Origin of the sequence: Sphingobacterium sp. UME9 (genome assembly GCF_014170215.1) — a bacterium.
GTDB classification, from domain to species: Bacteria; Bacteroidota; Bacteroidia; order Sphingobacteriales; family Sphingobacteriaceae; genus Sphingobacterium; species Sphingobacterium paramultivorum.
On the sequence record NZ_LZZP01000013.1, the window covers coordinates 1,686,463 to 1,708,464 of the forward strand.

Here is a 22,002-nt window from a genome sequence, read left to right on the forward strand (position 1 = left end):
ATTATGTGTATTGTTGTTTGATTTTATGAGTAAAAAGTACTCAATATATTTTGCGAGCTTAAATTTAATCTTCATATTTGTTGAGTAAAAAGTACTCAATAGTAGGAAGCAAAATTAAAAGCTATGATTGTATTAAATAAGCATCAGATAGTCACAGAGCAATTTCCAAATGGGGAGACAAAAGTGAAAGATTTTGATCAGTTGATCTTAAAGAACAATCTCATTGAATTTACTTATCAGGAGGATGGAGATTTAATCCGCTTGCTTTTTGTCAAAAAGCGATTGGATGAAGTACCCACCGAATCTTGCAGATTACTGATCCGTTATATGCCCTATAGCCGTATGGATCGCAAAATTGAAGGTGATTTATTCACATTGAAATATGTGTCGGAGTTTATCAATAGTTTGCAATTTGATACGGTATCTGTTGTCGAACCGCATTCCAATGTGACGCTGGAGCTACTGGCGAATAGTGTAGGGATTTATCCGGCATTGGACTGGTTGCCACAATTAATGGAAAAACTTGATTTTTCGGAATCAGATCGGATTGTTTTCCCGGATAAAGGAGCAGCGGCACGTTACATCAACAGCGGCTATGAAAATAGCTGTGTTTTTGAGAAAAAGCGGAACCCACAAACAGGCCGGATCGAAGGGATGGAACTTAAGGCCGGAGATATTCCGCTCGGCGCAAAATGTATTATTGTCGATGACCTGTGTTCGGCAGGGGGAACATTTCTTTGGGCCGGGAAAATATTGAAAGAAATGGGAGCCAGTGCGGTCTATCTTTTGGTCACGCATTGCGAACCCCGAATTTTTAAAGGGAATCTGCTGGATGATGATTCACCGATAACCAATGTCTTTACCACCAATTCTATGATGGATACCAAGCACCCCAAAATAAATTATATCAACTTAACGACTGAAAGCTATGTTTAAATCAATGAGCATGAATCCAATACTTTGGACAGATGGTTATAAATTGTGTCATAAGGATCAATACCCTGCGAATACGCAATGGGTTTATGAGACTTGGACGCCACGCATGTCCCGCATAGAAGGCATTAGTCATGTTGTATTTTTTGGATTACAGGGTGCCTTGGCCGAAATCACCAATTCATTTGATGCAAACTTTTTTGCTCAACCGGAAGAAGAGGTCGTGGCGGATTACGAAGAGGCAATAGCAGCTGTTTTTGAAAATACAAATGCGAAGTTCGCATCGATGCATGAATCGAAACATATTCGCGACTTACATCGGCTGGGGTACCTTCCAATCAAAGTAAATGCTTTGCCGGAAGGTAGCCTGGTGCCTATTGGCGTGCCAATGTTTACCATTGAAAATACACATCCCAATTTTTTCTGGCTTCCGGGTTATCTGGAAACACAATTATCGGCCTATATCTGGTCACCGATGACAGCAGCGACAATTGCAGATCGCTATAAAAGATTATTGACGGGTTTTGCCGAGAAAACGGGCGACGTCAATAAAGTCTTTACCCAAGCCGGTGATTTTTCCATGCGTGGAATGGGCTCTCCTGAAACGGCTTATCGTATAGCTGGGGGGCATCTATTGAGCTTCGGTGTCTCAGCTACGCTTTCCGTTAGGGAGTATCTGAAATCCTACTATCATGCAAAAAGTGATGTGATGATGTACACCCCGTCTACGGAGCACAGTGTGATGTGTTCCTACGGTGAGGATGAAGTGGAAGCATTTCGGCATCTGATCACCAAGGTATACCCAAGTGGAAATATCTCCATCGTATCGGATACATATGACCTCTGGAATGTAGTTGACAACGTATTGCCGAAACTGAAAGATCTTATTATGGCTAGGGAAGGAAAAGTTGTTATTCGCCCCGATAGTGGCGATCCTGTAAAAATTATCTGTGGTGATGTTGCATCTGATCGCAGTACCGTTCGGAAAGGTATCGTCGAACGTTTATTTGAACTTTTTGGCGGTACGACCAACAGCAAGGGATTTAAGGAGCTGGATCCACATATCGGAGTGGTTTATGGTGATTCCATTACAGTGGATAGAGCCGATAAAATATGTCAAGGTTTGCTCGATAAGGGCTTTGCTTCCACCAATACCATATTGGGAATAGGCTCTTATACCTATCAATATGTTACACGCGATACTTTTGGTTTTGCGTTAAAAGGAACTGCCGAAATTGTCAATGGAGAATTTAAAGCAATTCAGAAACGTCCGGCTACAGATACCGGAAACTTTAAGAAGTCACAAAAGGGTATGGTGGCTGTGGTATTCGAAAATGATGAATTTCGTTTAATAGATAACCTGAATCCAAAAACTATAGCTGAACTGGGGAGTAGAAACCTACTCCAAACCTGTTATTTGGATGGTGAATTTACACACACAACGCGTTTTGAAGAAATAAGGAATAGATTGAAAACTGAAACAATTCGAGTATATGGAAAATAGCGTAAACAAACCGTTTTTCATCCAGGATGAAAACGTTGCACAGTATGCACAATTGATGGCATCCTGGATTGCTCAGCAAGTGAAATCTGCCGGCCGTCAGGGACTTGTATTGGGAATGAGCGGTGGTATCGACTGCAGTGTTGTGGCCTGCTTATGCCGTCTGGCACAAGTAGATGTTCATTTGGTCATGATGCCCTATGGCAGCGATATGAATAATAGTAAAAGTCATCAGCATGCGATGGAGCTTATTCAGAAGTTTGATTTTCCGTTTCATGTGTTTGACATTCAGTCTGCTGTGGATGCGTTGGCAATTCATCAAGAACAATTTGTCGCAGAAGCCACAGCCGCTAACCGCGCCTTGAGCCTTGCAAATATTCGCCCACGTGTTCGCATGACATATTTGTATCAGTTTGCGCAACTGGGCAGCAGATTTGTTATTGGTACGGGGAATATGGCCGAAGCTACGGTAGGTTATTTTACGAAATGGGGCGACGGCGCCTACGATCTGAATCCGTTGGCAATGGTTACCAAACAGGAAGTATATACCTTGGCAAAATACCTGGGGGTACCCGAATCTATTCAGTATAAAAGTCCGTCTGCCGGCCTTTGGGAAGGACAGACAGATGAAGATGAACTGGGAATGACTTATGCGCAAATCGATGGGTTTATTTTGAAAGGTACATCGGGCAACCCGGTTATAGATGAACTTATTCGTAAACGTATACAACAATCTGCGCACAAGTTTGCAGCAGTGCCTACGTTCAAGGGTTAATTTTAACTAGTTAAAGTAATCGGCTAATTATGGCAATCGACGCAAGCACTTCATAGCAGGTAACAAGAGACAAAAACTATGCTTTAATGAAGATGATTTTTAACTGGAAGAAAAGTTTAATGGCTTCATCGTTTTGCGTAATAAATGCGGCGTTGAAATAGATATTGATTAAATAAAATGAATAGCATGATAACACCATTTGATCAGATTGTCGATGTGCGGCATATTGCCAGCGGCAAAAGTGATAATATACCGGCAATGCTGGCATTGGCAGAAAAGGAGCAGGTCCGGCCTGCAGCTTTGGACCTGAAACGGACGCTGCTTTTGGCAATAGATGTTCAGAACGATTTTATGGAATCTATTGGGAGTCTTGCGGTCAACGGTTCCAAAGCAGATGTTCAGCGTCTAACACAATGGATGTACCGTAATTTGGGCTCCCTGACACAAGTGATGTGCAGTCTTGATTGTCATTCGATGATGCAGATTTTCCATGCCGACTGGTGGCTGGATACGGAAGGAAATCATCCGGAGCCATTTACCATCATTCGCTATGCTGATGTCCGCGACGGTATCTGGCGTGCTGTGAATGGCCATACAGCCTTAGCATTGGATTATCTTCAGCATTTGGAAGCTGAAGGGAAAAAACAATTGTGTATCTGGCCATACCACTGTTTGGAGGGGACCTCTGGCGCACAGCTTGAGAGTCAATTTACGAATATGCTCTATTTTCATAGTGCTGTACGTCAGGTAAAACCAGTCTTGGTTTACAAAGGACAGGATCCGAATACGGAAATGTATGGTATTATTAAAGCCGAATATGATGGTAATAAATTCGTAAACCATGCTGTGCTTGAAGCAATACGGGCACACGATGCCATTTATATCGCGGGAGAGGCATCAAGCCATTGCGTATTGGCTTCGGCGGTGCAGATTTTGGAATATTTTGAACATGATCGGTCCATCACCTCCCGTATTACCTTATTGATAGACTGCATGTCGCCGATTGCCGGATTTGAAGAGCAAACCCTCCTGCAGTTTGATGCTTTAAAAGAAAAATATGGGATACAGATCAAATTGTCAACCGAAGTAAATTTGTAGCACATGACTGCCTCTGTAAAAAAATATGTATATGAATATCCGAGGCCTGCTGTAACGGTTGACTGTGTGATCTTCGGCTTTGATAAAAACCAGCTTAAGGTATTATTGACCAAACGGGCAATAGAACCTTTCTTGGGAAAATGGGCTTTTCCGGGCGGTTTTATTCAGGAAGAAGAAACCGCCGACGACTGTGCGCTTCGTAAACTGCAGGAGGAGGCCGGTCTAAAGGATATTTTCCTTGAACAGCTTTATACATTTTCAGACTTAGCACGTGATCCGCGCGGCAGAGTGATCAGCATTGCTTATTATGCGCTCGTCAAGCCTGAAACGTATATCTTGGAAGCGGGTGCGGATATTGAAGCTGTAAAATGGTTTGCCATTGATGAAAACAAAGACCTCGCTTTTGACCATAAACAGATCTTGAATACCGCCATCGAAAGGCTCAAAGGGAAAATACGTTATCAGCCGATCGGTTTTGAGCTTCTGCCCGAACAGTTTACCTTGCCCGATTTACACAATTTGTATGAAACTGTTTTGCAACGGTCAATTGACCGTGGGAATTTTCGAAAAAAAATCCTCAGCATGGGTTTATTGATCGACCACAGCGATAAGCAGAAAGATCGGCGTGCCAGGGCTGCGAAGATTTATAGTTTTGACAGGGTAAAATATAAAGAACTTACTGAATCGGGGTTTTATTTTGAAGTATAAGTAGAACAGGTGGAGCAGGCAGAAATGAAATACTGCCTGTTCTTATCCTGTCTAATTCGTATAAGGTCATCTATTAATAATCGGGTTTGTTTTATTCCCCTGATCTGTTGCTATTCGTGAACAGCAACGAAATCAAGGCGGTGCTAACCCTGAAAATCACCACAATCATGTACTTCAAATTGATCGATCAAAGATTTCTGGGTGTAGTATTTTGCGATACGTTTATTCTTTAGCAACAACGAATCCCCTTTGATTTGTAATTCGAAAATAGGCTCTTTCTCTACTCGCTTGAAGATAAATTCATTGTGCTGTGTCTTTATGATTAGGCCTGTGTCGTTGTTGATAGCGGTAAATTCTTTAATCTGATAGATTTCATTGGAATCACAGATATTGACCAAAAGCAGCTGTTTTTTATTTATTTTGATTTCTGCAAGATCACAGGCATAACATATTCCTGAAAATTCGATACCATATTTCTTGAAACTATTTTTGCTCTCCGGCTGAAGAATATCAATCGGATAAAGCTGATTAAAAAGAGCCAGGTCATCATTGGATGTGGATTTCATCGCCTCCTTTTTCTGTAAAGTGTCTATACTGGCGGGGGTACTAACTGCAATGGCTGTTTTTTTAGCCTCATTCTTTTGTTGGCAGCTAAAAAGCAATGCTATACAGGGTAGAAAAATAGTTTTTATAGTGAACTTCATGGTTGTTTTAGGTTAGTTGTACTTTTTTGAAATTGGTTATACTTGTTTTTATTTGATCTCGACCCATTTTTTTTCGAAATAGATCGTGCATATCGGTATATCGGTCGAATCGATGAATTTAGCTTGCACAAAATCACCCTTTGTGTCCACATATTTTAGTTTTGAGCCTTTACTGTCTAAGCCAGAGGTATCGTAATATGCACCCAGTTTGAGTTGAAATGGATTGTGTTCCACATCGTTGGTAAAGATGGAAAATAAAAGCAGCTTCTTAGCGTGTATATCTGCTTGCTCATAGCCAAAGAAGCGATGGTCTAAACGTATATTGGAATGTAGGCGTATGATGCTGTCTTGAGAAGTTAGGTTTACATAAGCTGTGGTGACTTCGTCAAATTCCAGTACACTTTGCGCATTGGCATGGTCAATACTATCCAGTTTGGCGTGTTTTGGCAATGGGGTGTCTTTTAAGACAGTATCTTTGACTGGCCTTTCCGTCGTTTTTGCGGGTGCTAGGTGTGCTTCCTGTGGCTTTGATTTTTCCTGACAGGCAATTTGCAATGAAAGAAGTATCAATGCGCCGATATAATAACTGTATTTGAAATGATTCATTGTTCTTTCTGTTACAAAATCCAAACCAAAGTTGCCTAAAATAGACTGAGAAAAAAATCCCTGTTTTCCGCTAAATAAAAAAAATGATAAATACGGTATTTTTACAGCATTCGCATGATTCTTGTCGTATGGAATGGATTACTGCGATACAACGACAAACAGAAAAATTAGCGCATGGCACATCGTATTTATATCTATAATGTAAATCTCAATACCAAAGAAACATATCCTTCTTATCTGGCCGAATGGAATTATGAAATTCCTATCCTGATGCTACCTTTATTTTCCGCCAATATCCGGTCCAAAGGCAGCCAGCTTTATGCAAACAAGGAAGATGGGATCGCAAGGCTTCGCTATTTTTATGCGTTGTTGGCTGATAGGTATCAATTGCATTATAAAAAAATATATTTTGAGCCTGTCAATAGGATGTTTGAATTTTTGGAGGCTTTGCCTTTCGATACTTTTCAGATCGATGGACGGGATGTTTTTACCATGAATGAAGAAAATGACGCGGAGCAGGCCAAAGATTGGGTGGCGGAAATAAGAATGAAGGCCGCTTTGTATGAACAAGCGGTCGAAGAACAGTCCTTAGATCCGCTGGACCCGCTTGTGAAAGAATCTGGTTATACTTCTTTTTTAGATGCTCTTCAAACCGATTGGATTGATTATGGCTTGGGCTTATGGGCAGAAGAGGTGTTGAAAGAACCAGGAACGGAAGTTTTTGAAGTAGGGGGAAAGCAAGGGTTAAAAAATGCTAAAGGTGATATTTTGCTTGACGCGATTTATGATGAGATATTTGAATTCAATGATCAGGGGATTGCGGTAGTTCAATCAAATGGACAATATGGTTATATCAATGCTAGCGGCGCTGAACTGGTGTCCTGTCAATATAGCGACGCTTTCGATGCCCGGCGTATCAATGGGAACAATTATGCTGAAGTGGAAGTGGCAGGAAAACGTGGGGTACTGCATATGGATGCCAGAAAGCTGAGCATACCTGCAATCTATGATGAACTCGACTGGATCGCTTATGGTTTTATAAACGCAAGACAAGGGGATAGCCACAGTCTCCTTTCGGCTGAAGGACGATTGATTATTTCAGAACCTGCACCCGAGCCGTTTATGTATGATTATAACAAGTTGTTCTATAACCGGCAAAAAGGAACGATAAAAAGGAAATATTACCGAATGGACGGTCAGTATTTAGGGACTTTTCTGGAAGGTAGTCTGGAGCCGCTAGCCAATCGATATTTTTGGATTAAACCCAATAAGCTACAGCCAAAAATTGCCGTCATTCAACCCGATGGTAATATCTTGGATGAAGGAATTGATCGGATTATAGTCTTGGATGGCTATCAAAGTATTGCCTATCTCAAAAATAAAAGATGGCAGATTTACTCGCTTGAACAGGGGGTATTTCGACTGATGGATAGCCTGATAGATAAAGTAGCTGTAGATAGCATACAGCAATACCGTAAAGATATTTTTGTCGTAGGCTGTGCTCAAGGACAGGGGATTTATGATGCTCATCGAGGGGAATGGTTACTTGAACCCGCTATTGACCATCAGAAAATCGAACATTGTTTTTTGGATTTTATGCGCATACACTGTGCTGCGGGAATGCGCTATTTCGATACGAAGCTAAACTTTTGCAGTGAGCATTACGATTATATTTGTTCGCCTTTTCATTATCCAGCACCTGAGGCAATCTCAGGCGAACTCCTGTTGCTTTTTAAGGGAGAGAAGATCTTTCATCTCGACCTAAACCGGAATGTGATAGAGATACCCGAAACAGCATTCGGGCATTTATATACAGAACGTTATCAGCTACAGGGGCGTGATCAAAGCTATTTTGTGCAGTTTTATCAAGCCTGGACGAAACGCAAGGGTGATGGATATGAACAGTATTTCGATAATGACACACTGCTTGAAAGGGGGAAGAAGCTCGATGCTGAAGGGAAGGTCTCCGAAGCCATTCGGCTGCTCAAAATCGCGGCCGACCGGGGCAGTGCAGACTGCCAATATTTCCTTGGAAATATATATACAGATGCAGGCTACGATGGAATGGATATCGCAAAGGGAAAGTTCTTCTATGAACAGGCAATGGCGCAGAACCATGCTCAGGCATGGAATAACTGGGCCTTTCTATATGCGACAGCGCATGGTGTTGAATTGGATATTTCGAAAGCCTTAAAAGGGTATCAGCAAGCTGTTGCGCTTGGAGAGGCGCAAGCCATGAGCAACTTAGGGAATTGGTATTACGAAGGAGCCTATGTGGAACAGGACTATGTCTTAGCTTTAGATTACTTTAAACAAGCTGAAAAAGCGGGTATCCCCAACGATGCGCAAATGGCAGAAATCTATTATCAAAAACAAGATTACGCGAACTTATTGCGTTATTTAAAAAGGGATACCACAAATCAATTTGCCGCTATCTATTATGGGATTTTGTATGAGGAAGGACTGGGTGTTAAACAAAGTTTGCCAAAAGCCATCCGTTACTATGAACAAGCCAATGAAGAAAACGTGTACGCCTATGCTGTCAATCGTTTGCTGCAGCTGTATGCTGCGCATGGAGCTGCAGCAAACGCGGATAAATACGAGTTTTGGTTAAATTTTGCTAAAGAAAATACTGTTGAAATTGATCAATAGTAAGAGAATTATTATCGCATAGAAAATGGCTCATCGCATATATATATACAATACAGATAAGAAGGATCAAGATTACTTTCCGCATTATTTAGGGGAATGGAATTATGTGATTCCGCCGCTTTTTTTACCCTTATTTGCTGCTAATCCGAAGGCAAAAGGTACCTTAGTTTATTCCGAAAAGGAGCCTGGAATCCGTAAGCTTCGCGCTTTTTATGATTTGCTCATTCATGAATATAGGTTAAATTCAGATGCGTTGGCCATGGCAGCTATCGGAAAACTGTTCGATTTTTTGGACGGTTTGCCCTTTGATTACTTCCAGCTGAACGCGAGTGATGTATTTAACATGAGCGATGTTAAACATAGTCAACAGGCAAAAGATTTTGCATTTGAAATCTATGAGAAGAATTTGCCCTATGAAAAAGCAATCGAAAAACAGTCCATAGCTGAGCTCGAATCTATTTTGGTACCCGCTGGTTATACTTCTTTTTTAGCGATGCTCGAGCTGGAATGGGGCAACTATGGCTTGGGCTGGTGGAATAGCGAAGCGATTGATAGTTTGGATAATCAATTTTTTGAAGATCAGGGGCTTTGGGGGATACGCAATGCAAAAGGGAATGTGAAGGTCGAAGCAAGCTATCAGGAAATTGGTGATTTTGACTATGAAGGAATCGCTGTCATAAAGAAAAATGACCTGTTCGGTTATTTGAATAGGGGCGGAGAAGAAACTATTCCCTGTATTTATTCATCGGCAGCGCCAGCCCAATATGGAGTTGGATCAACCGTTGGTAAGGTGAGTTTAGCTAAAAAATACGGATTGATCAACGTCGGGAACGGAGAAATAATCATACCACTTGAATATGATGAACTCGAAGATTTTGCTTACGGTTATTACCAGGGAAAGAAAGATCAGCAATACTACATTATCGACGCCCAAGGTCAGTTCTTTAATGTTGTTGGTGCAGACAAGCCGTTTGACATAGATTATGATGGATTTATCTATCAAGATATTCCCGAAAATAAACTGCGTCACTATTATTCCAACAGAGGCATTTTGCTTGGTGCTTTTGCCAGTGGTGCACTGAGCGAACTGCTGTTTGATTTTTATGCGGTCAATTTGAATAACAAAAAGAAAAAATCTGTTTTGTCTCCCGATGGAACTATCCTGGTCAAAGATGTTGATATACTCAATGCTGGAAACGGTCGAGGTGCATTATTCTTTGCCGATTCCGGCAGCATTCGTTTGTATAATCTGGAAGCCCGGGCCTATGTACTGCAAGACTTGGTAATGCAATCCGTTCAAGGGGGGACTGATTTCGGTAATGGTGCCTGGGATTGCTATGTCATCGAAACAGCCACCGGTAGTGGGATCTATCAGGCTGCTGAAAAGGCCTGGCTGATCCCGCTCTCAACGCACTATGTGCAAATTGTATATGCTGCTGTGATGGATTATTTTATTCTGAAAGACCATGCGGGAAGATATTACTATTTTGACGCAGTGCAAAGGGCCCTCAGCTCCGCCTACGATTATGTCTGTGCAAGCGTTAATCACTATCAGGATCTGATGTTATTGCAAGGTGACCTCTTGTATAAAAAAGGCTACGATGGTGTGGAAGTAATTCAGGAAGAACAATATGGCCAATTTCTGAAGAAGCTGGATCAATTGTCAGGGGAAGATTTTGATGTATGTAGTCGTTTTTTTGAACGATGGAAGACTGCAAAGGGCGATAATTTTGAATCCAGCTATGATAGTTATACCTTGTATCATATGGCCTTAGACTGCTACCGACAGGGCGATGTTGAAAAGGCAATGCGCTATTTTACCTTTTCTGCCGACCAGGGAAATGAAAGCAGCATGCATGAACTTGGGAATATCTTTACGGATACCGATAGTGAAGACAATCGTTTTTTAGATTTGGACAGGGGAATTCAATATTATGAACAGGCCGCCCAAAAAGAATATGCCCCTGCCTGGAATGCAATTGGCTACCTCTTTCAGTATGGAATCGGCTATAACAAAGACTTGAAAAAGTCATTTGATGCTTACATGAAAGGAGCCGAATTGGGGAATGGCTATGCTTTGTCCAATTTAGGTTACTTTTATTCAAGTGGGACCTATGTTGAAGAAGATCTGGAAAAAGCCCTCACTTATTATCAGAAAGCGGAATTAAAATTAGTTGAAAACAACAGCAATATAGCCGCTATCTATTACAGTTTGGAAGATTACGATCGTCTATTGGTTTACTTGAAAAGAGATAAGGAAAATAGTTATTCCAATATCTATTATGGATTGCTCTATGATCAGGGGCTGAAATTTAAAAAAGACAGTAAAAAAGCGATCCACTATTTTGAGCGTGCCAATGATTATGGCGTTTACGAAAGTGCCACAGCGCGCTTATTGGATTATTACAGGAATGATCCTACATTTAGAAATGAGGAAAAATTTGTCCATTGGTTAGGTTTTGCAAAAACCAATGAACTGGATATCGAACAGGATTTATTGCAATGGGATAATCAGTCCGAAGATTCAAATGCAAGTTCTTCCTTTTTTAGTAAACTATTTAAAAAGAAAAAGTAAATCATGTTATCATCAGCAAATATAGATTTTAGTGGCATTCTGATCGACTTGATCATGATTGTTTTTTTTGGATTTGGAACGATTTATACGTTAACGGTAGGTATTGTTCATATCGTAAAGAAGAAAACACGAACCGCGGGGTATTATTTTTTGTCGTTTTTTCTGTCGGGCCTTATTGGACTTCTGATTGCAGGATTGCTGGCCTTTTTGTGGGCGATGTCATTGTCGTAAAGTGAAGGCAATAAAGTGAATTTAGCACAATGATCCTTTGACTGCCAGTCAAAAGATCATTGTGCTATGTAATTCCATCAATGGTTTTTGGCGTTGACAATATGCATGAGGTGGTGGTTACAATGCCATGCATACAGGCCTATATTGACCTTTAAAGAAATTAGTCTTTTGGTAACGGGGTGAATAAAACCCCTTTCAAGTTGTTCGGCTGAAAGGCTTTTCAGCAGTACGACCCAACGTTCATGTAGACCTTCAAGCAATTTTACCGAACTTTCTATGGGAATTATTTTGGCGTCGGGAAGTTCGGCCCACAATTTTTCTTCATATAATTTGATGGTTGGATCTTCTTCCGTTAGGGCCAATTTGAACCGGACAAAGCTATTCATATGGCTGTCGGCACAATGGTGAACGACCTGACGTATCGTCCAGCCGTCAGGACGGTAGCGCTTCTCTAGCGCACTGTCCGTAAGGTCGCCGACTTCGGATTTTAACCGAGCCGGAAAATCTGCAATTGTCTTGATCCAGTCATTCAACAGGGAGCTGTCAATTACATCGGGTATCGCGAAACGACCTATGGGGTATCTGAGTTTTTCTAATTCATGTTGCATAACCTAAAATTACTTAAAATAGATGCAAGGTTCCTAATCTTTATGTTCATGTTTTCGATGAATATTTTTTTTCGATAGGTTCTTGTGCAAGCTGTAATTTGGATGCGATAAAGAATTGTGTTAATTTCGGCAAAAATGCTAAGATCAATGATCCTTCTGTTTGTGTGGAGGATCATTGATCTTAGCATATAAAAGCACAAGAAATGAAAAGTCTAAAAGAACTGATTGATACAAGTAATTCGGGATGGAAGCTGGTTGAGGGCTGGTTGAAGGAAGCGACAAATTCATATGAAGTGCTTCCTCAAAACCCTAAGCGGGCTGATGAGGAACTTTTAAGGGCACAAATTACGACAAAATCTCCGATGGGAGCCATTATTCATCAAAGCGGTGGTATACTGATCGATGGTGGCTGGTTGCGGATTTTAGGCTCCGGTTCGCCAAAGCTGAACCGTGGAATTATGGAGTGGAATAAGGGCAAGAGTTTTGACAAGGAAGGCGAAAAAGGAGGATTTCTTCTTATAGCTGACGATGTTTTGGGTGGTTATTTTGCCATCAATGCCGGCGCTCTGGGAGATGCTATTGGACAGGTCTATTATTTTGCTCAAGATACCTTGCAATGGGAAAGTTTGGAATGTGGCTATTCGGACTTTGTTTTTTGGGCCTTGAAAGGGGATATCAGACAGTTTTATGAAACATTTAAATGGAAAGACTGGAGTGAAGACGTCAAATCCTTGAATGGTAATCAAGTTTTTTCGTTTTATCCTTTTTTATGGACTGAAGAAGCACGCGACTTTCGTAAAGTAGATCGCAAGCCAATGGCAATCGATGAGAACTATCACTTTACGATGGAATTTGCAGGCAGACGCTAATCGTTATTTTAATACGACAAACCTTCAGCTTAATGCTTTAATAAGGTGATAAGACAATATGTATATTGTCCTATCACCTTATCGTAGCGGGAAGAATAACCCTGAATAAGATTTAAACGGATTTATTTTGAAGGCTAAAGCTAACTTCATTCAGTTTGATCAGTTGTATTTGTATTCCTTCTGCAAGACCAAGCTGCGTAGCGGCTTCTTTCCCCAGTTTAAGTACATGAAATCCTCTGCCTCGGTAGGTAAAATTGCATTCATATTCTCCGGCATTGATCATAATCCTTAATTTTTGGGATTTAGTGGGAAATAAAGGTTTAAATTCTTTTGTAATCCTTATTTGCGATTTCTTAACATCATCTGCAGTAATCTTGTTGCCCTCTGAAGGAAAAAGCATGTTTGTCGGTAGTGTCTGTACTGTGGAGGCTTGGGACTCGGCTTTTTGCTCCTGAATTTCCTGAACTTTTGGAGACTCATTTTGTATCGGTTCAGAACTTGTTTTATCTTGACGTTGCTTCTCTTGGCGCCCTTTCTTTCTATTGTTTTGATTTGCAGTTTTTCCCGCAGTTTCTGTAGGAGGTACGGAAGGAGTAGGAGTAGAAGGAGTTTTGTGCTCGGTTTCCGCTGCTGTAGCCGGGCTGGTCATTGCTAAAGGCCGTTTAATGATATTGCGGATGTAGTAGTGTTTTATACGCGATTTGTCGGTGTTCCGCTCCTCAATTTCAAAATCTTCCTTGTAGGCTTTAAAAAGGTGGGACATCTTGTCGTATCCGTAATTTCGCGCATCAAAATCAGGTTTCCTTTTATTGAAAAGACTTCCGATTTCACCTAGGAAAGCCCAGCCATTTTCATCAGCTGTATCATCGACAGTGTCTTTTAAAAGTTCCAGGGTTTCTTCATCCAGTACCGCTATACTTGCCGGGTTGTCAACCGGGGCAGGTTTGGGTTGATTTTGCTGTTTTTTCTTTGTGACTGTTTCTTTCTTTTGATTTTTTTCGAAAATTTCCACATAGATAAACTTGTCACAGGAGGCGATAAAAGGTTTAGGTGTCTTTTTCTCACCTATACCGATTACAAGCTTGCCTGATTCCCGGAGGCGCGTGGCCAAGCGGGTGAAGTCGCTGTCGCTCGATACAATACAAAATCCGTCCACTCTGTCCGAATGCAGAATATCCATGGCGTCAATAATTAATGCGGAATCAGTAGAATTTTTGCCTTGGGTATAACTGTATTGTTGTATGGGGGTAATCGCGTGGGTAAGAAGTTTGTCCTTCCATTTTTCAACATAAGGGTTGGTCCAGTCTCCGTAGATGCGTTTGATGGTTGGAATCCCGTATCTTTTGACTTCATTCAAAATCTCTTCGATCTTTCGATAAGATACATTATCCGCATCGATTAGTATTGCGATTTGCAAATCCCCATGTTCTGCCATATATGTTTAGATTATTTTTTTCAATATTTGAACTCTTTTCTATTCGTGTGACCTTTCTGATCTGAATATATTCGTTAAAAATACAGTATTGTTAAAGAATTTCTTGATTTTTTTAGAATTAATTTGAATGCTATTTTTTTAGAACATGCGATCAGCTGCTTTTGTTTGGGCGTAGGGAGGGAATTATTACGTTTGTGGAGCGGTGAAATGATTTGAGGGACGATGAAAATAAAAAAAGGTTTTCAAACGGGGAGAATGAAAACCTTAAATAACCAATTATAAACCTAAATTATGATGATACAAAGATAGTGTAAATATTACACCTGTGCAACTATTCATTACTATTTTTTTAAAACGTTCTGAATTTTGTAGCCGTTCAGCTACAAGTTACCTGTAGCTGTGCCGAAACTAGTCCATCATGAAGCTCGAAGGTCTATATTTCATCACAGCATAAAAGCTATTGGTGAACGCTTGCACGCTTTTATAACCGACTTTATATGCAATTTGGGAGATGGTGAATTGTTTTGTGCTAAGAAGTTCCAAACTCTTGATAATGCGGAGTAACTGCTGATATTTTGCAAGTGTCATTCCGGTTTCCTTTTTAAAAAGACGCTCTATAGTTCGGAGCGAAAGATTGGACAACATGGCAATCTCGTCTAATGTGAAGGCTGCTGCGTAATGGTCATGTAGGTGATTTAAGACGGCTTGAAGTCTATTCTCCTGAGGAAGGGTGATCCCAAGTTGAAGCAATTGCGCGGCGAAATAGGGGAGTTCATGGAGTAAAGCACCCAGGAAAACTTTTTCATGTTCATCTTCTTTAATCAATTTCGACCATTTTTCACAATACAAAATCATTTCCCGTAATACTTTAGGGGCAGAAAATAGCTGCACCTGACTGAAAAACAACTGGTCTTGTGCGCTGTCGAATTGTGGAGTATCAAAAAAAAGCACCATAAGCTTGATGCGCTCAGAGTGGGAGTTGGTCTTATGTAATGCACCAGAGGGAATCCAGGCAACGTGATTTTGGGGGAGTAAATACATTTTTCCTGCGACGGTAAGGTATTGGAAACCCTGTTCGACATAAATCAACTGGCCTTTTCGATGACTGTGCAACTCGTTGTCGTGTATCCAGTTTTCTTCAAACCAGACAAAGGTTGATTTCTGGATGCGTTCAATTGTCAATGTATGATTTGTTTGATCCATGTCGTTTTAAATTAAATTAATGGCAAATTTAATTAAAATTTCAGGTATATCTTTGCAGGCGATCATTACATGTATAGCGCAATTTTATTATGAAAGAAAATATAAAAGTATCCACAGCTGTTTCTTGGACCTGGTTATCCATATTGGTTGTTGTTATGGTCTCAACCAATCTGCGGTCGCCAATTACAGCCGTTGGCCCTGTATTGGGGCAAATCAGTGAAGATTTACAATTAAATAGTTTTCAAAGCAGCCTATTGACGGCGATTCCCCTTTTTATGTTTGCGAGCTGTTCTGTAGCAGTAAGTCGATATTCGCATAAACTGGGCATGCATCGTTTTTTATTGTTTGGTTTAATGCTATTGAGTGTAGGGATTGTGCTTAGGGTCTGGGGTAATATGCCAACGCTGTTTGTAGGATCTTTTTTAATTGGACTTGGGATCTGTGTGGGCAATGTCGTTACACCTGGCTATATAAAAACCAGTTTTCCAAAGCAGATTGGGCTGATGACAGGGATTTTTGCGGTAGCAATGAACCTGACTGCGGCTTTTGCTTCGGGTTTTAGTTTACGATTGGGTGAATGGACTGGTCTTGGTTGGCAAGGCTCACTGGGTGTTTGGGTGATTTTAGCCTTGTTATCACTTATTGTTGTTTTTTTTGATGGTTTAGGCCGAAAGAAGGCTCAAGGTATTACTGAAAATAGACAAGCGACAAGTGGAATCGGGCATATCTTTAGGTCAAGATTGGCCTGGTATATCAGCCTATTCATGGGTATTCAGTCCCTGATTTACTACAGCTTGATTTCTTGGTTGCCCAAAGTATTGGTCGATTATGGTATGCCAAAGGAGGATACGGGCTGGCTGCTGTTTTTGATCCAAATTGCCATGATTCCCATTATGTTCATCGGACCTATTTTGGCTCATCGGATGAAGGATCAACGTTTAATGGCAACTGCTGTTGCGATAGGCATGCTTGGAAGTATCTTTATATTCTGGCATTACAAGCTTCAGGGAATTTATGTTGCCGCCATATTGTTGGGACTTTCCAATGGACTGTCTTTCAGTTTGTCTATTCTCTTCTTTACCCTGCGGGCTAGATCAACGGCAAATGCGATCAAAATATCGGGCATGGCGCAGTCTGTCGGCTATTTTATTGCGGCCTTTGGCCCGCCGGTCTTTGGTAGGCTGCACGAAATAGATGCTACCTGGAATTACTCGTTCTACTTTTTGGCGGGGAGTATCGTACTTTTATTGTTTGCGGGATGGAAGGCCGGCGAAGATAAGTATGTAGCGGAAGATTAAAGATAAGGCTACATCAGGCATAGGTGTTTAGCTGATGTAGCCTTATTCAACTAGCTCTTAAGCGCTAGCTTTCGAATTTACCTGCTAATCTTTGAGGACAGAAAATTCGATGTATGTGGCATTGTTCACATCGTGAAAAATACGTTGGGTAGCTTTGCGGAAATCAGCTTTCGTAGCTGTATAAGGTGCTAAAAACACCTGTGGATTTCGTTCTGCCAGCGGAAACCATGAGTTTTGTACCTGAACCATAATGCGATGTCCTTTTTTGAAGGTATGCGCAACGTCTGGCATTTCAAAATTCACCTTTTCGACCATTCCTGGAGTCAAGGCCTGTGCTTTATCGAAACCATTTCGGTATTTCCCCGCCATGATCTCACCACGTACCATCATTTGATATCCAGCCATTGTTTTTCCTTGATAACTTGCAGCATCGTTCGGGTATACATCAATCAGTTTGACAACATAGTCCGCGTCTGTTCCTGTTGAAGAGACTTTGAGGAAGTTTTTGATTGGGCCTACAATAGTTAAGTCCTCCGTCAACGGTTCTGTTTGATAAACCATGACATCAGGACGACTAGCTGCGAAACGTTGATCATCTACCATATATTCCCGTGTTCGGTTTTGAATTAACCCACCTTGATGCGGAACAGGTTTATTGGGGTCTGTTACATATTCATCCCAGGAATCTGTACGTTGAACTTTGTCAAATCCAAGTTTCCCCTGCGGTTGGAAGTATAGTTTTTTTGTCTCTACATTTTTTGGTGGCCACTGTTCGAAATGTTTCCATTCGTTGCTTCCTGAGACAAAAATGTTGGCTTCGGAAGGGGCGAAGTTTCCTTCATCTTTTAGGTAATATTTGAAAAACGGTTGTTCAAATTGTTCCTGATAAGTAATACTGGTTTTTTTCTCAAATTGGATATCACCTAAATAGTTTCCTTCTGCACGAACCCAGCCGCCATGATACCAAGGTCCCGCGACTAAAATCGAGTTGTTTTTTTTGCTTTTATCCTCAATCGATTGGTAGGTCTTAAATGTTCCATAAGCATCTTCCGCGTCAAAGAAACCACCGACCACCATCACAGCTGGTTTTACCTCCTGTAAAGAATTGGTGATCACACGCGATTTCCAAAAATCATCATAGTCGGGATGTTTAAACAGGTCATTCCAAAATTGTACGGAGTCACCAAAGTATTTTTCTTTGAGTTCCCGCGCTGTTCCTGCTTCTGCAAAAAAGTTATATTTATCGGCTTCTTTGATCTGAATTTTGCCCTTAAATTGATCCGGTGTGATGGGTTTTGGACGAGGGACACCAAAGGTTGACATGAATGTAAATGCATCCTGAAGAAACAATACGCCATTATGGTGGAAGTCGTCGCCGATATACCAGTCTGTTACGGGAGCCTGTGGGGAGACTGCCTTCAAGCTAGGGTGTGTTTTGACCAATCCGACGGTAGAATAGAAGCCTGGATAGGAAATCCCATAGAGCCCGGCTTTGCCATTATAGTTTTTGAGATTTTTCTGTAACCATTCAAGCGCATCATAGGTATCCGTACTTTCATCGATTGCTTTTTTATCTTTGCTGTACGTGGTCGGACGTATATCTTCAAAATCACCTTCGCTCATCCACTTGCCACGGACATCCTGGTAAACGAAAATATAGCCTTCACGCATCATTTGGGGAAAGTTTCCCAAACTTTTTTTGTATTCGTTCTGCCCATAAGGAGAAACCGTGTAGGGCGTTCTATTGAGCAAAACTGGATATTTCTTGGATTTGTCTTTTGGACTGTAGATCGCAGTAAATAATTTTTTCCCATCTCGCATGGGGATTGCTACTTCGGTCTTTTCATAATGATCTCTAACATAAGCCGAGTCGGCAGCTGTTTGAGCATGTAACTGGCTTGCGCTTAAAAGCGCTAAAGTTAGGCACGAAATTGTATTTTTCATTCAGATAATTATTTGTTCAGTACATTCTTTGGTGTAAATTATAATTTTACACTTGGTTTCATTTTTTGCAATGCTATGGATACTCTTATGCACCTTAGGCGCTATGCGATACAGTTAAATTTGTCATCGCGTTATCGTTTGGCAGACTATTTCTCCAGCTACAATGAGCGGATCAACAGCTGTTGGTTTATAAATTGAACGATAGATCCATTGCCTATATTTAGATTTAAGGCTAAAGTTAGTGCTACTAAAACCATTTTCCAATTTTATTGTCATATTTATAGCGAATAGAAAAAGAAAAATTGACCAATTTTTAAGAAAGAAAAACTTTTTTTGGATGGAATTTGGATTAGTTTTCGAATCTTAATATATTGAGTAAAATTAAGGAGAATTATTTTTTGGGTTAACAGCTTTAGCTAAAAACGTTAAATTTCAATCAGATGGATTAGTAGAACACTAAATAATAATTCATTTTCAGATTATTTCTTTAGGTTTCGAATGGGGTTTGTATTGGTATTTGTCACGATTTTATAAATTAAGTGGGGGGTGGTATGAAATATGTTTTTTTAAGCTAATTTTAAGAATTATTTTATCATAATACATCAATTAAATAACAATTTAAGTATATAGAATTAATATGGGACAACAAGTGAAAGATGCCAATGGAAAATTGGGTATTCTTATTCCGGGATTAGGTGCTGTGGCTACAACATTAATCGCTGGTGTGGCATCTATAAACAAAGGTTTTTCAAAACCAATCGGATCTGTTTCTCAATTGAGCAGAATCCGTCTGGGTAAACGCACTGAGAACAGAAATCCATTAATTAAAGATTTCGTCCCTTTAGCAAAATTGGAAGATGTTGTTTTTGGTGGATGGGACGTATATGAGGATAACGTATACGAGGCTGCATCAAAAGCAGAGGTATTGGAGAAAGGTCAATTGGATGCTGTTAAGGCCGAATTGGAGGCAATCCAACCAATGAAAGCTGTGTTTGACCGTAATTTTGTGAAAAATTTGGACGGAACGCACATCAAATCTGAAAAAACTCGCCGTGAATTGGCAGATGCAGTGCAACGTGATATTCGTGAATTTAAAGAGAAAAACGGATTAGACCGTGTTGTATTGGTATGGTGTGGATCTACTGAGCGTTATATTGAAACAAACGAAGCTTTTTCAACTTTAGCTAAATTAGAGGAAGCATTAGACAATGATGATCAACGTATTCCGCCAAGTATGATCTATTGTTATGCGGCATTAAAAGAGGGAGCTCCGTATGTAAATGGTGCACCAAATTTAACATGTGACGTTCCAGCTATTGTTGAGTTGGCGCATGAAAACGGTGTGGCAATTGCAGGTAAAGATTTTAAAACAGGTCAAACATTGATGAAAACAATTGTGGCACCTGGTCTTCAAGCGAGAGCTTTGGGTGTTGAAGGTTGGTTTTCGACGAATATCTTAGGTAACCGGGATGGATTAGTATTAGATGATCCTGAAAATTTCAAAACAAAAGAGGTCTCTAAATTATCGGTATTGGAAGAAATTCTGGATGCGAAAAAGAACCCTGAGTTATACGGTGATCTTTACCATAAAGTACGTATCAACTATTATCCTCCACATGGCGATAATAAAGAATCTTGGGATAACATCGATATCTTCGGTTGGTTGGGTTACAAAATGCAGATTAAGATCAATTTCTTGTGTCGCGATTCAATTTTAGCAGCTCCAGTTGCGTTGGATTTGGCTTTGTTTATTGATTTGGCTCAACGTGCGGGTATGTCGGGTATTCAAGAGTGGTTATCATTTTACTTGAAATCTCCTCAAACAGCTCCGGGATTACCTCCTGAACACGATATCTTCAAACAATTGATGAAATTGCAAAATACATTGCGCCACATTATGGGTGAAGATTTAATCACACATTTGGGATTGGATTATTACCAGGAGCTAGTAGATAGTATTCAATAAACTACCTTAATAAGAGAGGGGAAACAATTGTTTAAAAACAGTTTTTCCCCTTTTTCTTCAAAATCTTTACGATATTGAAGATTTGTGATATAACCCTCTGTAGACTTTTGCGCTTACGAACGCTGAGATAGTGACGGGGGTTTTGCTTTTTTATAAATGATTTTATTTTGCAATTAAAAGAAATGGAATTTGCAATTATAGCGGCGGGAGAAGGTTCTCGATTGCGAAAAGAGGGATTTAATTTACCGAAACCCTTGCTACCATTACATGGAGTTCCATTAATTGAGCGATTGATTCGCGTGTTTGTTAAAGAAGGGGCGCAAAGAGTTCATGTTATCATCAATAAACAATCTCCGGAGCTGAAATTGTTTTTGGAAAAAACAACGTTCGAATTACCTATTGTGCTAATAGAGGAAGATACTGCAAGTTCATTGCATAGTTTTGCCTTGCTTGTCAAAAATAACCCCGATTGGTCGTCCTGTTGTCTGACAACAACAGATACGGTTTTTAGACCACATGAATTTCATGCCTATTTGGAAGCATTTCAGCAACATCAACATGCAGATGCTTTTATGGCCGTCACGCCTTTTGTCGACGATGAGAGTCCGCTCTATGTGAACACAAATTCGCAGCTTCGGGTGGAAGCTTTTTTGGATACAGCGACCGCAGAAACGAAGTATGTTTCTGGCGGAATTTATTGCTTCCGAAAAGCAGCTATGAATTGTGCATTAAGCTCCGTTGAAGCAGGTAATTCCAGAATGCGTAATTTTCAGCGTGCTTTATTGGAAAACGATTTACAAGTAGAAGCATTTGTATTTGACAAGGTGGTCGATATTGATCATTTAAAAGATCGTGTCGTCGCAGAACAATTTTTGAGTGAGGAGGTTAGTTAGTAA

Annotated in this window: 18 protein-coding genes; 12 read left to right on the top strand and 6 right to left on the bottom strand. The window is 40.5% G+C overall.

What is annotated here, in order from left to right; all coding sequences use genetic code 11:
- The first annotated feature begins 123 nt into the window (after nt 1-123).
- The 5 genes from A9970_RS26235 (at nt 124) to A9970_RS26255 (ending at nt 5,015) form a co-directional block, all read left to right on the top strand.
- Nucleotides 124-936, top strand: coding sequence for a ribose-phosphate pyrophosphokinase (locus A9970_RS26235; protein WP_182984216.1), 813 nt, complete (start codon nt 124-126; stop codon nt 934-936).
- A gap of 10 nt (nt 937-946) precedes the next feature.
- Complete coding sequence (locus A9970_RS26240) at nt 947-2,437, top strand: nicotinate phosphoribosyltransferase (protein WP_220801701.1); 1,491 nt, start codon at nt 947-949, stop codon at nt 2,435-2,437.
- Entirely contained in the window at nt 2,427-3,209 is a 783-nt protein-coding gene (nadE, locus tag A9970_RS26245) for an NAD(+) synthase (protein ID WP_075991911.1), read from the top strand. Before A9970_RS26240 ends, nadE begins: the two co-directional genes overlap by 11 nt.
- Nucleotides 3,210-3,395: 186 nt before the next feature.
- Nucleotides 3,396-4,307: a hypothetical protein gene (locus A9970_RS26250; protein ID WP_182984218.1), complete on the top strand. Its 912-nt coding sequence runs from the start codon at nt 3,396-3,398 to the stop codon at nt 4,305-4,307.
- Between the two features lie 3 nt (nt 4,308-4,310).
- Nucleotides 4,311-5,015 carry an NrtR DNA-binding winged helix domain-containing protein gene (locus tag A9970_RS26255; protein WP_182984219.1) on the top strand — a complete coding sequence of 235 codons (705 nt, stop codon included), beginning with the start codon at nt 4,311-4,313 and terminating at the stop codon, nt 5,013-5,015.
- 143 nt (nt 5,016-5,158) lie between these two features.
- Here A9970_RS26255 and A9970_RS26260 read toward each other — a convergent pair whose 3' ends face one another.
- Nucleotides 5,159-5,719 carry a hypothetical protein gene (locus A9970_RS26260; RefSeq protein WP_182984220.1) on the bottom strand — a complete coding sequence of 187 codons (561 nt, stop codon included), beginning with the start codon at nt 5,717-5,719 and terminating at the stop codon, nt 5,159-5,161.
- A 48-nt stretch (nt 5,720-5,767) separates the two neighbouring features.
- Nucleotides 5,768-6,325, bottom strand: coding sequence for a hypothetical protein (locus tag A9970_RS26265; protein WP_182984221.1), 558 nt, complete (start codon nt 6,323-6,325; stop codon nt 5,768-5,770).
- Nucleotides 6,326-6,499: 174 nt separating this feature from the next.
- Between A9970_RS26265 and A9970_RS26270 the strand changes: the two genes are divergently transcribed.
- Genes A9970_RS26270 through A9970_RS26280 form a run of 3 tightly spaced genes read left to right on the top strand, consistent with a single transcriptional unit; the run spans nt 6,500 to nt 11,783 of the window.
- Entirely contained in the window at nt 6,500-8,977 is a 2,478-nt protein-coding gene (locus A9970_RS26270) for an SEL1-like repeat protein (RefSeq protein WP_182984222.1), read from the top strand.
- A 25-nt stretch (nt 8,978-9,002) separates the two neighbouring features.
- Nucleotides 9,003-11,552 carry an SEL1-like repeat protein gene (locus A9970_RS26275; RefSeq protein ID WP_182984223.1) on the top strand — a complete coding sequence of 850 codons (2,550 nt, stop codon included), beginning with the start codon at nt 9,003-9,005 and terminating at the stop codon, nt 11,550-11,552.
- A gap of 3 nt (nt 11,553-11,555) precedes the next feature.
- Nucleotides 11,556-11,783, top strand: a complete 228-nt coding sequence (locus tag A9970_RS26280) for a hypothetical protein (RefSeq protein WP_120334747.1) — start codon at nt 11,556-11,558, stop codon at nt 11,781-11,783.
- Nucleotides 11,784-11,860: 77 nt separating this feature from the next.
- On the opposite strand, the gene A9970_RS26285 is transcribed toward A9970_RS26280, so the two are convergent.
- Nucleotides 11,861-12,391 (bottom strand): YfiT family bacillithiol transferase, encoded by a 531-nt coding sequence (locus A9970_RS26285; protein ID WP_182984224.1) that lies wholly within the window; start codon nt 12,389-12,391, stop codon nt 11,861-11,863.
- 203 nt (nt 12,392-12,594) lie between these two features.
- Here A9970_RS26285 and A9970_RS26290 point away from each other — a divergent pair, with 203 nt between their 5' ends.
- Nucleotides 12,595-13,260, top strand: a complete 666-nt coding sequence (locus A9970_RS26290) for a DUF2625 domain-containing protein (RefSeq protein WP_075991919.1) — start codon at nt 12,595-12,597, stop codon at nt 13,258-13,260.
- A 112-nt stretch (nt 13,261-13,372) separates the two neighbouring features.
- Here the strand turns inward: A9970_RS26290 and A9970_RS26295 are convergent, their stop codons facing one another.
- Nucleotides 13,373-14,695, bottom strand: coding sequence for an NYN domain-containing protein (locus A9970_RS26295; RefSeq protein WP_182984225.1), 1,323 nt, complete (start codon nt 14,693-14,695; stop codon nt 13,373-13,375).
- Nucleotides 14,696-15,103: 408 nt separating this feature from the next.
- Entirely contained in the window at nt 15,104-15,898 is a 795-nt protein-coding gene (locus A9970_RS26300) for an AraC family transcriptional regulator (RefSeq protein WP_182984226.1), read from the bottom strand.
- Nucleotides 15,899-15,987: 89 nt separating this feature from the next.
- On the opposite strand from A9970_RS26300, the gene A9970_RS26305 reads away from it, so the two are divergent.
- The gene (locus A9970_RS26305; protein ID WP_182984227.1) at nt 15,988-17,196 is read left to right on the top strand and encodes an MFS transporter; all 1,209 of its coding nucleotides are present in this window, start codon (nt 15,988-15,990) and stop codon (nt 17,194-17,196) included.
- 84 nt (nt 17,197-17,280) lie between these two features.
- Here the strand turns inward: A9970_RS26305 and A9970_RS26310 are convergent, their stop codons facing one another.
- Complete coding sequence (locus A9970_RS26310) at nt 17,281-19,140, bottom strand: CocE/NonD family hydrolase (RefSeq protein WP_182984228.1); 1,860 nt, start codon at nt 19,138-19,140, stop codon at nt 17,281-17,283.
- 637 nt (nt 19,141-19,777) lie between these two features.
- Between A9970_RS26310 and A9970_RS26315 the strand changes: the two genes are divergently transcribed.
- Nucleotides 19,778-21,106 carry an inositol-3-phosphate synthase gene (locus tag A9970_RS26315; RefSeq protein ID WP_182984229.1) on the top strand — a complete coding sequence of 443 codons (1,329 nt, stop codon included), beginning with the start codon at nt 19,778-19,780 and terminating at the stop codon, nt 21,104-21,106.
- Nucleotides 21,107-21,288: 182 nt separating this feature from the next.
- Nucleotides 21,289-21,999 (top strand): sugar phosphate nucleotidyltransferase, encoded by a 711-nt coding sequence (locus A9970_RS26320; protein ID WP_075991924.1) that lies wholly within the window; start codon nt 21,289-21,291, stop codon nt 21,997-21,999.
- Nucleotides 22,000-22,002: the final 3 nt, after the last annotated feature.